General features: G+C 51.3%; 14 protein-coding genes and 1 pseudogene. 11 read left to right on the forward strand and 4 right to left on the reverse strand.

Annotation, left to right across the window (positions count from 1 at the left end; all coding sequences use genetic code 11):
• Positions 1-80: 80 nt before the first annotated feature.
• Positions 81-755: a hypothetical protein gene (locus ACTHTK_RS00750; protein WP_107723261.1), complete on the forward strand. Its 675-nt coding sequence runs from the start codon at positions 81-83 to the stop codon at positions 753-755.
• 252 nt (positions 756-1,007) lie between these two features.
• On the opposite strand, the gene nadB is transcribed toward ACTHTK_RS00750, so the two are convergent.
• Together nadB and nadA are read right to left on the reverse strand one after the other, a co-directional pair.
• Positions 1,008-2,516: an L-aspartate oxidase gene (nadB, locus tag ACTHTK_RS00755; protein ID WP_440378218.1), complete on the reverse strand. Its 1,509-nt coding sequence runs from the start codon at positions 2,514-2,516 to the stop codon at positions 1,008-1,010.
• A 51-nt stretch (positions 2,517-2,567) separates the two neighbouring features.
• The gene (nadA, locus tag ACTHTK_RS00760; protein WP_107723263.1) at positions 2,568-3,680 is read right to left on the reverse strand and encodes a quinolinate synthase NadA; all 1,113 of its coding nucleotides are present in this window, start codon (positions 3,678-3,680) and stop codon (positions 2,568-2,570) included.
• Positions 3,681-3,837: 157 nt separating this feature from the next.
• Here nadA and ACTHTK_RS00765 point away from each other — a divergent pair, with 157 nt between their 5' ends.
• A complete protein-coding gene (locus ACTHTK_RS00765) occupies positions 3,838-4,776 on the forward strand; it encodes an NUDIX hydrolase (protein ID WP_107723264.1) in 939 nt (312 codons plus the stop codon).
• A 74-nt stretch (positions 4,777-4,850) separates the two neighbouring features.
• The gene (gene nadC / locus ACTHTK_RS00770; RefSeq protein WP_107723265.1) at positions 4,851-5,732 is read left to right on the forward strand and encodes a carboxylating nicotinate-nucleotide diphosphorylase; all 882 of its coding nucleotides are present in this window, start codon (positions 4,851-4,853) and stop codon (positions 5,730-5,732) included.
• A 218-nt stretch (positions 5,733-5,950) separates the two neighbouring features.
• Here the strand turns inward: nadC and ACTHTK_RS00775 are convergent, their stop codons facing one another.
• Entirely contained in the window at positions 5,951-9,151 is a 3,201-nt protein-coding gene (locus ACTHTK_RS00775; protein WP_107723266.1) for a TonB-dependent receptor domain-containing protein, read from the reverse strand.
• A 596-nt stretch (positions 9,152-9,747) separates the two neighbouring features.
• On the opposite strand from ACTHTK_RS00775, the gene ACTHTK_RS00780 reads away from it, so the two are divergent.
• The 6 genes from ACTHTK_RS00780 to ACTHTK_RS00805 all read left to right on the forward strand — a co-directional run bounded on the left by ACTHTK_RS00780 (position 9,748) and on the right by ACTHTK_RS00805 (position 17,469).
• Complete coding sequence (locus ACTHTK_RS00780; protein WP_440378219.1) at positions 9,748-11,946, forward strand: TonB-dependent hemoglobin/transferrin/lactoferrin family receptor; 2,199 nt, start codon at positions 9,748-9,750, stop codon at positions 11,944-11,946.
• Between the two features lie 72 nt (positions 11,947-12,018).
• Entirely contained in the window at positions 12,019-12,810 is a 792-nt protein-coding gene (locus ACTHTK_RS00785; protein WP_107792250.1) for a heme/hemin ABC transporter substrate-binding protein, read from the forward strand.
• A gap of 142 nt (positions 12,811-12,952) precedes the next feature.
• A complete protein-coding gene (locus tag ACTHTK_RS00790; protein ID WP_440378220.1) occupies positions 12,953-13,894 on the forward strand; it encodes a FecCD family ABC transporter permease in 942 nt (313 codons plus the stop codon).
• A 45-nt stretch (positions 13,895-13,939) separates the two neighbouring features.
• Entirely contained in the window at positions 13,940-14,665 is a 726-nt protein-coding gene (locus ACTHTK_RS00795) for an ABC transporter ATP-binding protein (protein WP_107792248.1), read from the forward strand.
• Positions 14,666-14,939: 274 nt separating this feature from the next.
• The gene (gene hutW / locus ACTHTK_RS00800) at positions 14,940-16,760 is read left to right on the forward strand and encodes a heme anaerobic degradation radical SAM methyltransferase ChuW/HutW (protein ID WP_440378221.1); all 1,821 of its coding nucleotides are present in this window, start codon (positions 14,940-14,942) and stop codon (positions 16,758-16,760) included.
• A 91-nt stretch (positions 16,761-16,851) separates the two neighbouring features.
• On the forward strand, positions 16,852-17,469 hold the full coding sequence (locus ACTHTK_RS00805) for an NAD(P)H-binding protein (protein WP_107723272.1): 618 nt from the start codon (positions 16,852-16,854) through the stop codon (positions 17,467-17,469).
• 154 nt (positions 17,470-17,623) lie between these two features.
• Here the strand turns inward: ACTHTK_RS00805 and ACTHTK_RS00810 are convergent, their stop codons facing one another.
• On the reverse strand, positions 17,624-18,325 hold the full coding sequence (locus ACTHTK_RS00810) for a glutathione S-transferase family protein (RefSeq protein WP_159068464.1): 702 nt from the start codon (positions 18,323-18,325) through the stop codon (positions 17,624-17,626).
• 85 nt (positions 18,326-18,410) lie between these two features.
• On the opposite strand from ACTHTK_RS00810, the pseudogene ACTHTK_RS00815 reads away from it, so the two are divergent.
• Positions 18,411-18,530 (forward strand): annotated as a pseudogene (locus ACTHTK_RS00815) (LysR family transcriptional regulator); the annotation flags it as partial.
• Between the two features lie 239 nt (positions 18,531-18,769).
• A complete protein-coding gene (locus ACTHTK_RS00820; RefSeq protein ID WP_107723275.1) occupies positions 18,770-19,216 on the forward strand; it encodes a tetratricopeptide repeat protein in 447 nt (148 codons plus the stop codon).
• Positions 19,217-19,240 lie beyond the last annotated feature (24 nt).

Here is a 19,240-nt window from a genome sequence, read left to right on the forward strand (position 1 = left end):
AGAAAACAGTAAAGAACTAGTAGTCGGTGGCGAAAGAATGTTATGGCTTGAAGGTGGTCTCAGATTGAAGGGCCCAAAAAATGTGGCATGGTTCTGGGTGTAATTTGACGGCTGCTGCCTATGATTTAACAACCAATTTGACTTATCGTGAAGGCGAAATCATCAAGTTTTATGCCCGGAAAGGTAGCAATACGACTGACCTTATTCAGTTTACCGTTATCAATACTGCACTGGTAATGGGTGTCCATGCCGATACCACTGACAATACGGTAACAGTTAAAACCATTATGCCGACAGAAAAAGGGGATATTGCCGATATGGTTAAAATTGTGAGCAACCAATTTGATTCTGGTATTAAGGTTGGCGATATAGCTATATTGACAGAGGATGCCGTAACGGGGATGTCGGCTGAAAAAGCAACTGCTGTAAAAAGGCGGCTCATACCGACTACGAATATAAAAAATCTGCAATGGCTGGCTGCGGGAGCGGTGAAGGCTATGGATTTTTCAGACGGCCTTATTGACCGCAGTTACATTCCCGAATATGCCAAGAACACCCAATTTATTCGTGGTCAGCGCCGTCTGAATCTTTATGCTTACGATGCCGACATTACTATGTGGCAGACAAGCACTAGATACAGTATCCGTTTTACCCGAGGAAATTCCGCCAAAGGCGCCCTTGAATACGCAATCGGTTATGCCAAATCCCAAGTTTCCAAGGTAAGGGTCAGCACTAATTGTAGCCTGATGAAATAGAGTAGGGCAAAGATAGTGAATTGTGCCAACTTTGTTTAAACTTATTCAAAACCGATTAGATGGTCTTATTTTCATTAATTCTATCTTTTTTCTCTCTACAATTAGTTATTATCACTTATAACTACTGTCAATCCCTGCATTTTAGTTTCCACCGGTTCTCCTACTTTTTTCAATCTTTCCTTAATCATGTGAGAACCTTTTCTTTTTCAGTCAATGACGTTATTTATTGGAGAAAAGTTTTCACTATCAGCCTTAACAATCACTATTAAAATGCGCGCCAATATTTTGCCGTCTAGCGTATGCGGCTTGGGCGACGGCGAGGCTACATTCGAGTAGGTTACGGTTTTCGTATTCAGACGCGGTGTGTGGTTTGGCCAGGTTTTGCTTCCAAAGCCGAAGTTGGGCGATAGCATGGCGCAGGCCGGTATCGTTGCGTAGGATACCCAGATGACGTTGGTTGAACGTCTGCAGGACGGGGCGGCTGAATGTGTTTTGGAGGCCGTCTGAAAAGATGCCTGCTTCGGCGGTGGGGTTTTCAGACGACCTTTGGGACGGTGCAGTTTGGGATGCTTGTCCGTCCGCGATGGTTTGGGCGGCAAGCCTTGCGGTAACGACGCATTCGAGCAGGGAGTTGCTGGCGAGGCGGTTGGCTCCGTGCAAGCCGGTGCAGGCTGTTTCGCCTAAGGCATAGAGCTGTGGCAGGGAGGTTCTGCCGCTGGGGTCGGTTTGGATGCCGCCGCAGGTATAGTGTTGCACGGGGCGGACGGGGATGGCTTGGCGCGTGATGTCCAAGCCGCATTGGGACAGGCAGTGCCGATGGATGGACGGGAAATGCTGGCGGACGAACGCTGCGGGTTGGCGGCTGATGTCGAGCGAGACGAAGTCTTGCGTTTGCTTGGCGATTTCGGCGGCGATGGCGCGGGCAACGATGTCACGCGGCGCGAGTTCGGCGCGGCGGTCGTAATGCGGCATAAACCGTTCGCCCGATTGGTTGGTCAGGATGCCGCCTTCGCCGCGCACGGCTTCGGAAATCAGGAAGGTGCGGCCGTTTTCAGACGGCCTTGCCAAGCCTGTGGGGTGGAATTGGATAAATTCGAGGTTTTCGACTGCGCAGCCTGCGCGTATTGCCATGGCGATGGCGTCGCCCGTGCATTCGGGCGGCGTGGTGGTGGCGGCGTAAATCTGTCCCAAGCCGCCGCCCGCGAGTACGGTATGGCGGGCGCGGATGCGGTAGGTTTCTTGCGTTCGGCAGTCGAGGACGGTCAATCCGCACGCCGCGCCTGATTCGGTTTGGATGTCCAACGCCATCTGCCGCTCGCAAATGCGGATGTTCGGGCGGCAACGTATTTGGGCAATCAGGCTCTGCATGACGGCTTCACCTGTGTAGTCGGCGACGTGGGCGATTCGGCGGCAGGTATGCCCACCTTCGCGCGTCAGGTGCAGGTCGTTATTATTTTGGTCGAACGCCACACCCTGCGCCAGCAGCCATTCGATTGCCGGTTTGCCCTGCGATAAGATGGTACGGACGGCGGCTTCGTCGCACAAACCTGCACCCGCTTCCAAAGTATCGGCGACGTGTTTTTCGATGTTGTCCTCTCCCGACCACGCCGCCGCAATCCCGCCTTGCGCATGACGGCTTGCGGTGTCGTCCAGCCGGTTTTTGCACAAAATGACGATGCGGAACGATTTAGGCAGCGACAGGGCGAGCGTCAGTGCCGCCAGCCCGTTTCCGGCAATCAATACGTCGCAATCGGTTTGCATGGTGTTGTCCTTGTTTGAGAGGTCGTCTGAAACGGCAATATTGACGGCAAATCAGGCGGGACCCATGCCGTTGAACACATCTTTTTTCTTCAGTCCTGCCGCGAAGTCGAGCATACGCTGCAAAGGCAGTTTGGCGGCTTCGCCCAGCTTTCTGTCCAACAGAATTTCGTTGTGTCTGCTTGTCAGGGCGTATTTGATGCCGCCCAGCGAATTCATCGCCATCCACGGGCAGAACGCGCAGCTTTTGCAGCTTCCGCCGTTGCCTGCCGTCGGCGCGGCGATGAATTCTTTGTCGGGTGCCTGCTTTTGCATTTCGTGCAGGATGCCCAAATCGGTCGCCACGATGAATTTTTTTTCGGGGCGCGATACGGCGGCTTTGAGCAGTTTGCTGGTCGAGCCGACCACATCGCCCAGTTCGATGACGCTTTGCGGCGATTCGGGATGAACCAGCACCACGGCGTCGGAATGTTCCGCTTTCAACGCCGCCAGCTCCTGCCCCTTGAATTCGTTGTGGACGATGCACGAACCCTGCCACAGCAGCATATCCGCGCCCGTTTCGCGGCGGATGTAGTCGCCGAGGTGGCGGTCGGGTCCCCAAATCAGCTTCTCGCCGCGCGATTTCAGATACGACACGATTTCCAACGCCACCGAAGAGGTTACCACCCAGTCGGCACGCGCTTTTACGGCGGCGGAAGTGTTGGCGTACACTACGACCGTACGGTCGGGGTGTTGGTCGCAAAACGCTGAAAACGCTTCTTCGGGACAACCCAAATCCAAAGAACATTCCGCTTCCAAATCAGGCATCAGCACTGTTTTTTCAGGGCAGAGGATTTTCGCGCTCTCGCCCATGAAGCGCACGCCCGCCACCACCAGCGTGTCGGCTTCGTGTTCCGCGCCGAAACGCGCCATCTCCAACGAATCGCCCACGCATCCGCCCGTTTCCAAAGCCAAATCCTGAATCAGCGGATCAACGTAATAATGCGCTACCAAGACCGCGTTTTTCTCCTTCAACAAAGCCTTGATTTCATCTTTCAGACGGCCTGCCGTCTCGCGGTCGGGCGTGTCGGCAACCTTCGCCCACGCCTGACGGATTTGGCAGGCGGAAGTCGGCGTTTGGATGAGGGGCATATCGTAATCGAACGAGCGGCGGGCGGCGGTTTGCATGAGACTTCCTTATGGCTGGTTTTTCAGACGGCATGAAGGTTTGCCGTTTATATTTTGAAATAGTTTTTATATTATGCTCAACTTGAGTATAATATGCAAGATCGTCTGAAAACCGCTTTGGTTTACAATAAGGTTTTCTATTGAATGAAAGCCACGCATGGATGCCTATCCTGAAACAGCGGCCAATCCGCAAAGTATCGTCGAGCTTGTTCCTGTACTGATCGCCATTACAAATGGCAGCTTGAGGGTTTTGACAGTTGCCCAAGGAGAGCTATTACCCAATGGCTTGCTTGCACCACTTCGCCACTCCTTGCAGGCAGGGGTCAGGATGTGGGTCGCCAAGCAGACATCTCAGCCTATGGGTTATGTAGAACAGCTTTATACGTTTGTCGATACGCGCCGCCAAAACGAGCAAGGCCTGCCTGTCTTATACGTCAGCTATTTGGGACTGGTGCGCGAAGCGGCCGACAGCATTCTTCATCCCGATGCGAAATGGCAGGACTGCTACTGCTATTTTCCGTGGGAAGATTTGCGTGCTGACGGCGGGCAGCGCGACGCCATCGTCAGCCGCCTGCGCATTTGGGCAAACTCGGCGGATACGGAGGAAGTGCGCCAGAAGCGGCTCAAGCGCATTCATTTGTGCTGGGGGGTAGAACCTGAAAACTGGTCGGAAGAATACGTTTTGCAACGCTATGAAATGCTGTATGAAAGCGGCCTGATAGCGGAAGCCACCGAGCTTCAGGAAAACTTCGACTTCGCACTCACGGGGCAGCCCATGCGCCACGACCACCGTCGTGTACTGGCGACAGCCTTATCCCGCCTACGCGCCAAAATCAAATACCGTCCCGTGATTTTTGAACTGATGCCGCCCGAATTTACACTGCTGCAACTGCAAAACAGCGTCGAAGCCATCAGCGGCAGATTGTTGCATAAGCAAAACTTCCGCCGCCAGATTCAGCAGCAAAACCTCATCGAGCCGTCGGATACCGGCGTATCAGGCAGTAAAGGCCGTCCTGCACAGCTTTACCGATTCCGCGACGATGTCCTGCCCGATCAGCTGATTTCTGATATCGGACTGCCGCTGGGCAGTCGCTAACTGATTTTCAGACGGCCTCAAATTAAATTTTGCCCCATCGGGCAATATCAATATTTTTCAACAAAGGAACCTTCATGTCGTCTGAGAATAGTCTTCTACCTCTACCCGATACCCTGTTGCGCCCCATGGTAGAACAAGCCTTGAGCGAAGATCTGGGCAGGCGAGGAGATATTACGTCCGCAGCTGTCATCGCTCCCGATAAAACTGCCAAACTTTTCCTGAACAGTCGTGAGGACGGCATAATCGCAGGCATGGACTTGGCGCGTCTTGCCTTTCAGACGATGAATCCGTCCGTCCGTTTCCAAGCTGAAATTCAAGACGGGCAAGCCGTTCGCGCAGGTCAGACGCTTGCCGCCGTCGAAGGCAACGCCCGCGCGCTGCTCGCCGCTGAACGCACCGCGCTCAACTACCTCACGCACTTAAGCGGCATCGCCACCGCCACCGCACGTGCCGTTGCCGAAGTCGCTGAATACGGCACAGACATCGTGTGCAGCCGCAAAACCATCCCACTGCTTCGCGTCCTGCAAAAATACGCCGTCAGGGCAGGCGGCGGCGTGAACCACCGCATGGGCTTGGACGACGCCGTGCTCATCAAAGACAACCACCTCGCCTATTGCGGCAGCATCGCCCAAGCCGTGCAGCAGGCAAAACAGGCTGTCGGACCGTTGACCTGCGTGGAAATCGAAGTGGACACGTTGGCACAACTGGACGAAGCCATCGCAGCGGGCGCGGAACGGATTTTGCTGGACAACATGGACGACGAAACCCTGAAAGAAGCGGCAAACCGCTGCCACACGCAAACCGCCCACCCACACACCGTCTATTGCGAAGCATCGGGCGGCATCGGCTTCGATCGCTTATGGAGCGTAGCGCAAACCGGCGTGGACGGCATCGCCCTCGGTTATCTGACCCACAGCAGCCATTCGTTGGATATAGGATTGGATTTCGTGGCTTAAATTTCGAGTTTGCTATAAAGCAAAGGCCGTCTGAAATATAGACGTTTCATTTTCAAGCAGCCTTTTTGCTTCCAAAGCAGAAGATATAAAAATTATGCAGGTTAGCTTCAACTTTCATATAACATAAAAGAGTAGGGCATAACTAAGCCATCATGAAAAAAGCCGTCTGAAACCCAATGTTCAGACGGCTTTTTACTCCCAAAATGATTAATTGATCATTACCATTTTCCAGTTATCCCAATACGGATTGTCCTGCCCGGTGCGGGCATATAGGAGCGGCTCATCGGGTCGAGGTAGTAGCGGTTGGTCAGGTTGCTGCCCACAAGCTCGGCGGTCAGATTTTTGCCGATTTTGTAGCGCAAATAGGCGTCCCATATGGCGACAGGCTGCCAACGCATGGTATCTGTATCCGCTTGAAGATTATAGTCATTGATACGGTTTAATTGATCGTAATATGCCTGCCATACCGTACGGCGGTTTCGATACACACGGCTGTGATAATGGAAGCGGATGCCGCTTTCCAGCTTGTTACGGAAGAAGCGTCCGCCCAAATCAGCATCAATCGACCAGCGCGGTTGAACCATACTGGCAAGATAACCGTTATCGGTCAAACCGCCGTAATTGCATTCGGGCGCGGGAATAAATCCGCCGCCAGTCAAGTAACTGGAATCATGTACACTGGAAACGGAAAAAGATTTGTCGCAAACTTTGTTTTTGAGCGTACGCAATACGCCGACTCCTCCAAAAAACCTGCCGCTGTCGAAGCGTGCCTGTAACTCCACGCCGGTACGGATTTGTTTGTCGAATTGCTCGAATTCAAAATTCTCGTCCCTGTCGATGATATTTTTGGTTTTGTTGCGGAAGTAGTTGATGCGGAAATCCGCATTTTTCATTTTTGGAAACAGTCCAGTTAAATCATGAATGTAGCCGACTTCCCAGTTTTTGGCGTGTTCGGGCTGCCAACCGTATCCCATTCGTGCAAATGAACCCGCAGCAGTCGAGAAGCCATAAGTCCCCTCAAATATGCTGGGGAAACGTAGGGATTCGGTATAGCGCAGATAGGCTCGGGCATTATCGGTAAAATTGACGGCGGCTGAGAATGCAGGAGCCCATCCGCTGCCACCCTGTTTGTGGGCGCGCTGCAGTTCGTTAGGTGTAATAGGAGCCCTATACATTCTTAGAATGTCATAATTAGGTATATATTTTTGAACTACGCGCGGACTGTCGGGATTGCTTGGATCATAAGCAGGATTGACGGCTTGACTATGCAACTCGGGAATAGCAAACCAAGGATGATTGGCAGGATTCAGACGACCTTTGTCGTCTTTCAGCCAATAGTATTTCAGCTTATCCAGCCTTGGTCTGTTTTCGTCATGAAAGGGAGTAAGATTTAATATTGCCACCCCTCTATCATCTATTACGATACTGTCTCTTGCCGCATTGAATTCGTCATTGTTAACCGCATTCAGATAATCACGATATTCCTGCTCGGTTGCTACACGGGTAAACTGAAATACCTGACCTCGATTGACTTGTAAGGGATTGTTGTATTTGTCAAATCCGGTTTTTAACCGCTCGTTGTCGTCCTGTATCTTGAAGTTGGTATAGCGCGCTCCTGCCGTCAGAGTCAGCCAGCTCATCGGCTGGTAGCGGAAATTGAAACCAAAATTCCATTCTCTGCGCCTACCGTTTCTCGGCTCGCCGAATCTTGTCAGCTCGGTATTGGTAACCAATTGCTTTGCTTCTATTTCCTCCCTGTATTTGTCCAAGCCGTCATGGCTCAATTCTTCTGAAAACTCATTGCGCGATCTCAATTTTTCATTCTGGAAGTCACCTATCAGAGTCAACGTCAGCTTGTCATGCAGCTTCATGCGGTTGGAAAAATTGAAACCGTTACGGGTATTGTTAGCATAGTAGGCATTGCCCTCTATGGTATTGAAGCGTCCGTTGGTATTCGGAAGCTGTTCGACGACATTCGGTTTTTTCGTGTAACCCAATGCCTCATACATGCGCTTGGTTTCTTCATTGTAGGTATTCCAGCGACTCATCACAGTTTTCCACATCATTAAATTGTCCACCCTGTCTTCATACAGGGCGTCGCCGGGCGAACCGCCTGCAGTATTGGTTTTGGATTTGGTACGGGTCGTCCACAATGACGCATCGAAATCTATCCAACGGCTGCCTTCGGGCTTCCATGAATAGTCGATATTGTAGGAACGCTGTTTCACCCATGCCCTCGGCCACTCCGCAATTTTATTTAAATTGTCGGGCGTACTGAAAATCGGGCCGATGACGCGGGAAGGCATGATTTCGCCGAAAGTGGAGTCGGTATGGCGCAGGCCGAATTTGAGCGTTTGGCGGTTCGGCAGGCGGAAGGTGGTTTTACCCAGCCATGATTTATTTTCCAGCGAAGTATTGGTTACCTCTCCGCCCGGATGATAAAAAAGTCCGATACGGGCAATATCGGGTGCACCCAGCATGGCTTCACTACCGTAAAATTTTTCGCCTCTTGCAGCGGCATCTGCAATCTGCCTGTTTAATTCATTGACCGTTTCCATTGTCCAAGGACCGATATAGCCGTAGCGCTCCGCCTCTTTTTTGCCGGAAAAATAATTGCCTTTACTGCGGTAGGCATAGGCGAGCATGGCATCGAAATTGTCCTGCTTGGTGGCGGCGGCAATGCGGTAGGCTTTATCCTCCCCAAATCTATTGCGTCCGCTGAAACGTTGATTGACGCGGTCGGTATCATTCAACATCGCCCGCCAAATACCGCCAAGCGCGACAGCAGGTGCATCCAATGTCCGATAATCAACTGATTTTTCATAGACATTGGTACGCTGCTTGATAGAATTATTGGCAGCTTCCGCCTTCACTTCAAAGCCGTATTTCTGCCCTTCGGGGACAATATCGTCGGCATCGATGGTTTTCAGGGCGACGGAGCCGCCTATGCCGCTTTTCATATCACGGCTGAACGAGGGGCCTTTTTCGATGGAAACGCTGCTGATGATGTTGGGGTCGACGTAGTTGCGGTTGTTTGCGCCTGCGTAGCCGCGCCAGACGGTAATCGCCTGCTCCGTGCCGTCGATGGTAACAGGAATCCGCCCCTGCCCCTGCACGCCGCGTATATTGGGATCCAGCGCGCCGCTGTTGCGCGCGTCACCGCTGTACACGCCGGACATACCGCTCAAAAGGTCGGATACGGTGTTGCCCTTGAAGGTTTCGACTTCGTTTTTGCTCTTGTAAAGATTGACGATTTCGCGGGTATAGACGCGGTTTTTACCGATTTCGTCTTTATTGCGTGTGCCTTTGACAGTTATGGTATCGAGAATAACTGTCGAATTATCTGCAGCATAAACGGCAGGGACGAAACCAATGGCGGCGATGCAGGCGGAGAGGGTGGTGACTTTGATCGGTTGCATAGAATGTATCCATATAACTTGATTGGTAAGGCCGTCTGAACAAGACAGACCGGAAATAGATGCGATTACACTCTGACTAAAATAATACAAATAAGTTTGATTATTATTTATAATTTTATGAAATTCTAACTAATTTTAATAATATGGAAATGTTTTTTGAGTTTGAGGTAAATAGAAGGGTGAGAAATAAGAGGAACAAATAAAAACTTGTTTGAATATTTCAGACAGGCTTGGATTCGGATTCCAAATGCAACATCCGAATACCAGTGGTTGGAACAGATTCAAGAATAAAACACTTGGCGTTTCGTGGCTAAATGTTTTCCTCTGCGATGTACTTCTCGATCATTGTCGATGATGGTGTCGGCCTCCTAATTGCCGATGCGGGATTTTTGGTCGACAACGGCAGGTCTGTTTTCTATGCCGACGCGGTCGGGCACTTTGCCTCTGATCCATGAATTATTTATCCAGCTACGTCATACTATATTTTGCGTTTTTGAAGTGGTTTTTAGTGCTATCTTGTGGTTCCTAAACTTGCAAAAACTGCCTATTTGTTTTATAAATGAAAACCATTTTTATTCAAATAATAGGGTCATGTAATGAAAAAGAAATCGATTGCCTGTGTGGTAGGGGCGGTTTTTTCCGGACAGTTATATGCGGCTCAGATGCCGGTGGCTCAGGCAGAAATAGAACCTGTGGTGGTTACGGCCGACCGCAATGCGCAAACCTTGGATAAAGCCGCTCCGAATGTGTCGGTTATCGGACGCAAAACCTTGAATCAAGCCTCGGCGCAGAATTTGGACGATATCGTGATGTATGAGCCCGGCGTCAGCGTGCCGTCAGACAACAACCGCCGCGGTCATGCCGGTATCAATATCCGAGGCATAGACGGCAACCGCATTCTGATGATGGTGGACGGCGTGCGCATTCCCGAATCTTATGCAGGCGGCGGCTCCAACGGCGCGATTTCGGGACGTGATATGGTCGAAAGCGATACGCTCAAGCAGGTCGATATTGTCAAAGGCCCTTATTCCGCGCTGTACGGCAGCGATGCGCTCGGTGGCGTAGTGAACATGGTGACGCTCTCACCGAGTGATTTCGTCGATGCGGGCAAACGCGGGCATTTCGGTTTGAAACACGGCTACCGCAGCCGCGACCGCAGCCACGGCGTGACGGCGACTGTAGCAGGTTTCCATGAAAACGCCGAAGGTCTGCTGATGCTGACGCGCCGCCAAGGTCATGAAACCGAAAACATGGGCAACGATACCAGCTACTCGACTGCGCGTACTGCCACCAATCCACAGAAAAACAATGCCTACAATATCTTGGCGAAAGGCAATATCGGCAATGAACGCCACCGCTTGGAAACTTTGTACGAACAGTATTACCACGCCAACGATACCGTATTGGCAAACGGCTTGGGTTCGCAATCGCGCGGGCCGGTAACCATCGCAACATCTGAGAGCAACGCCCGCGACCGTATCCGCCGTCAACGTATCGAAGCGGGCTACCGCTACACTGGCGAAGGCCGTCTGAAAGAAGCCAACCTGACTGCCTATCAGCAAAAACTGCGTACGGAAGACGATGCCGTCGATGTCAGCATGACGCGTATGGGCGCGCGCCAATTAGGTAACTCGACCCGTTATTCCGACTACGGTTTCAATCAGACCATACGCGGACTGAATGGGCGCGGCGTGTGGGAATTTGACGGCGCGGTCAAACAAACCGTCGTTGCCGGCGCCGAATACAAACACACCGAGACCGCCCGTCCGCGCGACAGTCTGACAGTGGACAATCTGACCGGCGCCGTCAGCAAAGTTTATGCAGGCAGCACCTATCCGAATAAAACTTTCCCCGATAGCAAGCGCAAAACGTTCAGCGTTTACGCACAAGACAGCCTGACCTTCGGCGACGGCATCGTCCTGACCCCGGCCTTGCGTTACGAAAAAGACAAGCTGAACACGTCGACCGATCAAGCCTATCTCAACGCCAATCCCAGCGGAACGGCGACGCGCTTCAACGATTCCGCGCTCACACCCAGCCTGCGCCTGAGTGTGCCGATGGGTGAGCAGTTCACCGGTTTCGCTACTTATTCCCAAGGCTTCCGTACGCCGCCGTTTGACAGTGCAACCATGGCGTTTGCCAATACGACCTACGGCTATGCGGTCATTCCCAATGCCAACCTCAAATCCGAACGCTCCAACAGCTTTGAATTGGGGATGAAATTTAAAAACGAACGCGCCCGTGCGCAAGTTACCGCGTTCTACAACCGTTACCGCAATTTCATCAACCGCACTGAAATCGGTACCTCCACCGTTGGCAGACGCCCGATTATCCAGTACCAATATCAAAACCTCGATCACGTTAAAACCTACGGTGCCGAAGCTTCCGCCGCCTACAAATTCCTGCCGGGCTGGCAAGTCTCCGGCAGCATCGCTTGGATGCGCGGTGAGCAGCAGGACGGCAAACCGTTGGATTCCGCTTATCCGCTTAACGGCGTTTTGGGTTTGGATTACACGCAGGAAAAATGGGGTGTCGGCACCAAGCTGCGCTGGTCGAAAAAACACAGCCGCGTCAGCAGCGACACTGTTTTCCAAGCGCCGGGCTACGGCGTATGGGATGTCGGCGCGTGGTACAAGCCGTTTAAAAACCTTGAAATCGGCGCAAACATTTACAACGTCGGCAACAAAAAATACTGGCAGCACGCAGACGTTGCCGGCATGAGCCGTACCAGTGTGATGGACTTGTACACCGAAAGCGGCCGCAATTTCGCCGCAACCATACAACTGAAGTTCTAATGTGATTCAACCGTTTTCAGACGGCCTGAGAAAGCGAGCAGGCCGTCTGAAAGCATTCGACAAGGAAAATCAATGAAACTCAAACTCCTCCTGCTTTCCGCACTTATTTCGTTGGCCGGCACTGCACACGCGCAACGCATCGTCGTGTTGACCCCCGATACGGCAGACATTGTTGCCGCGCTCGGCGCATTGGACGAAATCGTCGGCCGCGATCAGACCGTTCAAAATCCGGCATTGAAAAACAAGCCCAGTATCGGCATTCATCGCCGTCTGACGGTTGAGCCGATTGTGGCCGCCAAACCCGACATTGCCATCGGTTCATGGATGGCGCAGCCTGCCGATATTTTTGCCCACCTGCAAAAAGCAGGCATTAAAGCCGTCAATGTTGCGCCCGACGACAGCATTGCCGCCTATCCGCAAAGTATCCGCAACATCGGTCAGCTTATCGGCAAAAGCGCGCAGGCGGACAAGTTGGCAAGCAAGTGGCAGGCGGATATGAAACAGCAGCCTTCCAGCGGCAAACGCTACCTCTTCAGCTACGACGGGCGCATCGTATCGGGCAAAAATACTGCCGCCGACGAAATCATCCGCCGCGCCGGCGGTATCAATGCCGCAGCCGCCATTGACGGCCTCAAACCGATGACGCGTGAGGCATGGATTGCGGCCAAACCCGACATCATCATTATTGCCGACCACAACACCGCCATGATAGGCAACGTCAAAACCTTTGCCGCACGTCCCGAAATCTCCGGCTCGCCTGCCGCGAAAAACGGCAAGATTTATTTGTGGAAGGCCAACGATATGTTCCGTTATGGTCTGGATACGCCGCAAGTGATTCAGCGTTTGCATGGTTTGGCGAAATAAACGCACCTGTTTTGAAAACTCTGCCCGATTTTTGTTTCCAGACGGCCTTGATTTGTTCCTTCTTGTTGAGGAGGAAGCAAAACGGTTGTCTTAAAAATGCTGTCTGAAACCGTTCCTCAATCCGCTTAAACCGCATGATGTCATGAAACCGCATATCCTTACCCTCTGCCTATTGCTTACTGCCGCCGCCGTTTATTTGTGCTGCGGCATCGGTTTTGGCGCGTGGGAGTCGCCGTTGGCGATGGATGAAACCGTCCGCCAAATTCGTTTACCGCGCATCTATACCGCGCTTTTGGTCGGGGCCGGTTTGTCCGCTTCGGGGGCAGCATTGCAGGCTTTATTTGAGAATCCGTTGGCCGATCCGAGTTTGATCGGGACATCGGGCGGGGCGGCCTTGGGCGTGATTGTGTTATTGGCTCTGGGCGGCGGCGCGATGGGTGTGCCGGCGGCGGCTTTTCTCGGCGCATTGGGTGTGTGCCTGCTGATTTTGGCGGTGCACAAACTGCTCGGCGGCGGTACTTTGGGGTTGCTGGTGTTGGGTTTTGTGTTGAGCGCGTTTTCGGGCGCGGTGGTCAGCATGATTTTGTTTTTGTCTGACGATTTGGTATTGCGCAGCGCGACCACATGGCTGTCGGGCAGCCTTGCCGAAGCCGGTTTCTCATCGCCTGTTGCGGCAATTTCGGTCATGTTGCCCGGTTTTCTGATTTTGTTGTCGGCAGGCAGGCGGCTGGACGTTTTGATGACAGGGGAAGACACGGCTGCCAGTATGGGGGTGTCGGTCGGGGCATTGCGTGTGCAAACCGTAATCGGCGCGGCATTGATGACGGGAGCGGCGGTATCGCTTTCGGGCATCATCGGTTTTCTCGGCATGATGATCCCCAATGTGCTGGCGCAAACCGTCGGCGGCAGCCGCCGCAAACTGATTGCGCTGTCGGCTTGGTTGGGCGCGGTATTTTTGATGGTGGTGGACGGCGCGGCGCGCTGGCTGACATACCCTGTCGATCTGCCGGTCGGGATCGTGATTGCCTTATTGGGCGGACCGTTTTTTATGTATTTGTTTATCAAGCCTTTGAAAAGCCGTTAATGCCTAAACAGGCCGTCTGAAACTTTATTGCCCCATATCTTTTCTATGCACACCTTATTTCAAATCTGTAATCTTTCCGTCCGCGTCCAAGACAAAACCCTGCTTGAAATCGATCAACTGGATATACCTTCGGGCATGACCGTCATTATCGGCCCGAATGGTGCGGGCAAATCTACTTTGCTGCGGGCCTTAATCGGGCAAACAGGGCAGGGGGGAATCACGCTTTTCGGTGAGGCCGTTGCGCCGCAAATCCGCACGGGCAGGGTGGCATGGGTCGGGCAGCATGGCCGTTACAATATGCCGATGACCGTACGCGAATACATTGCGTTGGCGTCATTCGTACAAAAAGGCCGTCTGAACCATGAATGGGCGGACGAGTTGCTCGATTATTTTGATTTGACGGTATTGGCGGATAAACGCATCGGCAAGCTCTCAGGCGGCGAGCAACAACGCGCCAACATCATCCGCGCCCTGTTGCAAAACGCGCCGGTCTTGCTTTTGGACGAACCGTGCAACCATCTCGATATCCGCCACCAACACCGCCTGATGCAGTATTTGGTCGGGCATTCAAGCCGTGCCTCATCAATAATGGTATTACACGATTTAAACCTCGCCGCGCGTTATGCGGAACATATTATTTTGATGAATAAGGGAAAAGTCGTTGCATCAGGCAAGGTGGGCGAAGTGATGCGCCCCGACTTGCTTGAATCGGTTTACGGTTGGCAGATACGCCGTTGCGAAGATGAAGCAGGGTTTTATTTCAGAAGCTGAGCGCCAACAGGCCGTCTGAAAAACGATAAAGAAAATTTATTTTATCGTTCAAAAATAAAACGAGATGGGAGGATGTTCCCGACTTGAAGAACCAAATTTTGTGCATTTCACAAGTAAAATGCCGATTTTCATCAAATAGAAATACATTTTATTATTTATAGAATACAATATTTTAAAATAATACTAATTTTTAATTACGCAAAAATATTGACAAGAAAATGATGATGGTTATTTAATATATAAATCTTATTAATAACTTTTATTAATCATTATCATGGTACAGCAGCTTGTTTGGACTCCGAAACAATCCGCGCCCAAGGCATTTCCCGAACGTCAGGCATTGATGCCAGTTTGGGGCGGTGTTCCAATGCCGCGTCCCCAGTGGCAGAACATTTGGAAGAAAAAGCTTCCCCATGCCACCGATGTGGATGCGCTTGCTTATCTGCATATTCCATTTTGCGCCAACCATTGCGTTTTTTGCGGCTTCTACCGTAATGCGTGGAAGGACAGCCAAAGCAGCGTGTACACCGACAAAATTATCGAAGAAATGGCCGCTGAAGCCGAAGTCCGTACAGGCAAGGGCAAAATCCGAGCCGTTTATTTCGGGGGCGGTACGCCGACCGCGTTGCTTACGGAAGACCTCGTCCGTCTGATTCGTGCCTGCTACCAATATCTGCCGCTTGCCGAAGATTGCGAGTTCACCATTGAAGGGCGCATGAGCCATTTCGATTTAGAAAAAGCACAGGCTTGTCTCGAAGCAGGGGCCAACCGCATTTCCATCGGCGTGCAAACCTTCAATACCGCCATCCGCCGCCGTCTCGGCCGCAAACACAGCGGCGACGAGGCGTTTGAATATTTGGCAAAATTGTGCAAACTCGATGCCGTGATTGTGGCCGATTTGATGTTCGGCCTACCCAATCAAACCGATGAAGTTTGGCAAAACGATATCGCCCGCGCCACCGAGCTGCCGCTGTCTGGTTTGGATACGTACGCGTTCAACCTTTATCCCATGCTGCCCATCAACCGCATGATTGAAAAAGGCGCATTTCCGACACCGCCAGGTTTCGATATTCAGGCAGACCAATATGCCTACACGGTTGAAACACTGCTGGAAAAAGGCTGGGAACAGGTCAGCAACAGCCACTTCGCCTATCCCGGCCGTGGCGAGCGCAACCGCTACAATACCCTGATCAAATCCGATATTTCCTGTTTGGCGTTCGGCTCCGGCGCAGGCGGTAACTTCGGCGGTTTCAGCTATCAGGTGCAGGGCGATTTGGAAAGCTATCTCGCCACGCCGAAAGGCGAGAAAAACATCGCATTTATGAGCGGCCATAGTCCAAATAAAGCACTTCTCAGCAAAGTCCAGCACGATATTGAAACAGGCCGTCTGAATCCATTATTGTTCGACGGCAACAAAGCAGCGCAAAAGCTGATTGCTCAATGGCAGGAAATGCAGCTTTTTAAAGAACCCGATTCAGACGGCCTGATCCGTTTGAATACCAGCGGCCGTTATTGGTCGCCCACCCTTATCCGCAAACTCATGCTCACTCTTCCGACTCAAGAAAAGGATCAAACCATGCAAAAACTTTCAGCCGAACAACAAACCATGTTGCGCCAATCATTAGAAAAAAATCCCGGCCAAGTGCTGGAAATGCTGGCCGCGCAAAACCAATGCAGTTTTGAAGACGTTATCCGCTGCCTGCCTGAAGAGAACGTGCGCCAAACCGAAGGCAGCCGCATTGTCGAAATTCTCCAAGCCATCGCCGCATGGGATGAATCCGTTACCTTCATCGCCCACACCCCCGATGCCATCGTCGAAGTCAGCGGCAAACTGCCTAACGGCAAAGTCGGCCGCGGTTTCTACAACTTTGATCATCCCGAAACTGACGGCGGCGTACACGGTCATATCTATTACGAAAACTGCGCCTCCATCTACCTTTTGGAACGCCCGTTCATGGGCAAAGCCACTTGCTCGCTCAACTTTATCAACCGCAATGGTGGCGCCATGTTTAAAATTTTTGTCGGTCGCGATGAAGCAGGCGAGTTGAAACAACATCAAATCGAAGCCATGCGCAAACTGTTTGATGCCGCTTAAACGGTTTCAGACGGCCTGATAATCCGTTCCTTGTTACATAGAGGAGCGGATTTTCTAACAATAAACATCTACCATACAAAGGACCCCAAACATGCAACTCATCTTCGGAGCCAACGGGCCGTCCGGTCGCGCCTATATCCGCACATTGACTGACTCAGCCGATACCGTCGCCGTATTAAGAAAGCCGTCTGAAGACAGCTTTTTTGCCGAACACAATATTCAAATCGTCGTCGCCGATGCGCTTGATGCCGACGCGCTCGATAAAGCGTTGGCACAATATCGTCCCGATACCGTGATCAGTTTTGTCGGCGGTAAAAACGAAGAGGGTATCCGCAGCGATGCGCTGGGCAATATCAACATCATTGCCGCGACGAAAGCCGCCAATCCGCAAGCCCGCTTTGTATTGATTACCAGCATGGGCTGCGGTGAACAATGGGACATGATGAGCGAGCCGTTCAAACAGGCACTCGGCGAAGCCGTCCGAGCCAAAACAGAAGCCGAAATCTATCTCAAACAAAGCAGTTTGAATTGGACCATCTTGCGCCCCTGCGGCCTTGCCGATGGCGAAGATAATGCCTATACCTTGACACAAAATGCCCAAGAAATTCCGCAAAAATACATGACGCGCAACGGCTTGGCCGCTGCCGTTGCTACCATTGTCGGCCAAGCGGACAGCAAGGGCGAAACGTATAGCGTTGGTGCGGCATAACCGGATTGAATATATTGTCCACTTTCCATTGTTAAAGTTGGAGTAGGTAATTGATTAGCAGCCGATCAAACAATAAAGGATTTGCTGAGAAAAGGCTGGGAGATATAAATAAAAGGCCGTCTGAAAAATTTCAGACGGCCTTTTATTTCTTGCTTTATTCTCCAAATACTGCCCGATCGAAACGTTCAATATAGGCGACTAAATTTGCTTTGGTTCTTGCATATAGCGCAATTTCAGTGTCGATGGGGGTAAGAATCAGGTTTGCAACAACAGGCACGATGGACACATCAACGGAGGTTAATTCTTCGCCGAAAAAGTAGGATTTTGTGCCTAAGTAGTTGCTAATGGCATCTAAATCTCCTTTTCCGAAGGCGTAAATATCGGATTGCGTGTGTCTTCCGATACCATGTCCGTACATTTCTTTTTTCGCGTTTTCCTGTAACACAGCAAAAATCGCTTCGGCTTGTTCGGTCGGCATGCCATCAAACATTGCCTTCATCATAAATGGTTTGCTGAGAGGATCGACGAAACGGTTATATACGACCATCCAATATAAATGTTCTTCTGTCATACGGCGAAAGGCTTCAGCAATCGCTTTTTGTTCAGGCGTTAAATGTTTATCTAAATCAATGCCGTAGGTTTCGGTTAGATAACGCTGAATGAGAGAGCTATCAGGGATCAACTTCTCGCCATCCTGCAATACCGGAACTTTGCCTTTAGGCATTTTGCTGAGATCGGCAACATATTCTTTTTCGAAATCTAAGCCGGATAAACGCAGCATCGCTTCAGTTTTCCAAGCGAAAGGTGATGAACTGCGAATTTTACCTTCACCGGGTAAAGTAAATAATTTAAGCATTTTTTTTCCTTTCATTATTTGTTATTCAAATACGGTTCTACAATAGTCCAAACAGCCGGGAAGTTCAAGACAAATACCGGATGTGGCGAATTTGTGCATGACTGCCAGCGCAATCAGTCAAGTCATTCGCAAGCTGGAAAATTATTACGGCGTCAAATTGCTTAACCGCACCACACGCAGCCTCACGCCGACAGCATCTCGCGCCCATTGGCACAATGGCAAACCTTGATTTGTGCTTCCCCAGACTATTTGCACAAACTCCCCACCAGCACCCTTTATGCCACCACCGCACATCGCACCCAATCAGCAAAAGTACGCACCGTATTGGATTGCTTAATGCGTTGTTTTGGTGAAGGGATAAATAAAAAGCCTTGAAATCTGACCGCACTTTAACGAAACTTTGTACTATTATTTCAATTCGCGATACATGTTAGGGAGTGATTTATGAAGTCCAAACTATCCGCGCTCGTCGCTACAACCCTTCTCGCCGCCTGTTCCACCGTTCCGCAACATAATGAGCAGGCGAAAGCCCTGTTGGACGAAGGCATCGCCTTGTATCAAAAACAGGATTACCAACATGCAATGCCCTACTTTGAGCAAGCTCAACAGGCTGGGCATATGAAAGCGCCGCGTTATCTGGGGCTGATGTATCTGAACGGTGAAGGTATCACCAAGAATGCGAAAACCGCTTTTACCTACTTCATGCAAGCGGCAGAAGAGGGCGACATCACCGGGCAATACTGGCTCGGCCATTGCTACGAAAACGGCATCGGCACGGCAAAAGACATGACCAAAGCCGTACATTGGTATCAAGAGTCTGCTAAACGAGGCGACCATATTTCCCAGCCAGCTATTGATGCGTTGAACCGTTTAGGCATCGAAAAAAATTAATGATTTCCCGCAAAATTTAAGGAG

Source organism: Neisseria sp. P0006.S009, from assembly GCF_051962915.1.
Lineage (GTDB): Bacteria > Pseudomonadota > Gammaproteobacteria > Burkholderiales > Neisseriaceae > Neisseria > Neisseria subflava_E.

Excerpts from the sequence above, each read along its gene's own strand:
- ACTHTK_RS00810 (WP_159068464.1), bottom strand. The coding sequence starts at position 18,325 with ATGCTTAAATTATTTACTTTACCCGGTGAAGGTAAAATTCGCAGTTCA.
- ACTHTK_RS00785 (WP_107792250.1), top strand. The coding sequence starts at position 12,019 with ATGAAACTCAAACTCCTCCTGCTTTCCGCACTTATTTCGTTGGCCGGC.
- nadB (WP_440378218.1), bottom strand. The coding sequence starts at position 2,516 with ATGCAAACCGATTGCGACGTATTGATTGCCGGAAACGGGCTGGCGGCA.
- ACTHTK_RS00795 (WP_107792248.1), top strand. The coding sequence starts at position 13,940 with ATGCACACCTTATTTCAAATCTGTAATCTTTCCGTCCGCGTCCAAGAC.
- ACTHTK_RS00765 (WP_107723264.1), top strand. The coding sequence starts at position 3,838 with ATGGATGCCTATCCTGAAACAGCGGCCAATCCGCAAAGTATCGTCGAG.
- ACTHTK_RS00780 (WP_440378219.1), top strand. The coding sequence starts at position 9,748 with ATGAAAAAGAAATCGATTGCCTGTGTGGTAGGGGCGGTTTTTTCCGGA.
- hutW (WP_440378221.1), top strand. The coding sequence starts at position 14,940 with ATGGTACAGCAGCTTGTTTGGACTCCGAAACAATCCGCGCCCAAGGCA.
- ACTHTK_RS00790 (WP_440378220.1), top strand. The coding sequence starts at position 12,953 with ATGAAACCGCATATCCTTACCCTCTGCCTATTGCTTACTGCCGCCGCC.
- nadA (WP_107723263.1), bottom strand. The coding sequence starts at position 3,680 with ATGCAAACCGCCGCCCGCCGCTCGTTCGATTACGATATGCCCCTCATC.
- nadC (WP_107723265.1), top strand. The coding sequence starts at position 4,851 with ATGTCGTCTGAGAATAGTCTTCTACCTCTACCCGATACCCTGTTGCGC.
- ACTHTK_RS00820 (WP_107723275.1), top strand. The coding sequence starts at position 18,770 with ATGAAGTCCAAACTATCCGCGCTCGTCGCTACAACCCTTCTCGCCGCC.
- ACTHTK_RS00775 (WP_107723266.1), bottom strand. The coding sequence starts at position 9,151 with ATGCAACCGATCAAAGTCACCACCCTCTCCGCCTGCATCGCCGCCATT.
- ACTHTK_RS00750 (WP_107723261.1), top strand. The coding sequence starts at position 81 with ATGTGGCATGGTTCTGGGTGTAATTTGACGGCTGCTGCCTATGATTTA.
- ACTHTK_RS00805 (WP_107723272.1), top strand. The coding sequence starts at position 16,852 with ATGCAACTCATCTTCGGAGCCAACGGGCCGTCCGGTCGCGCCTATATC.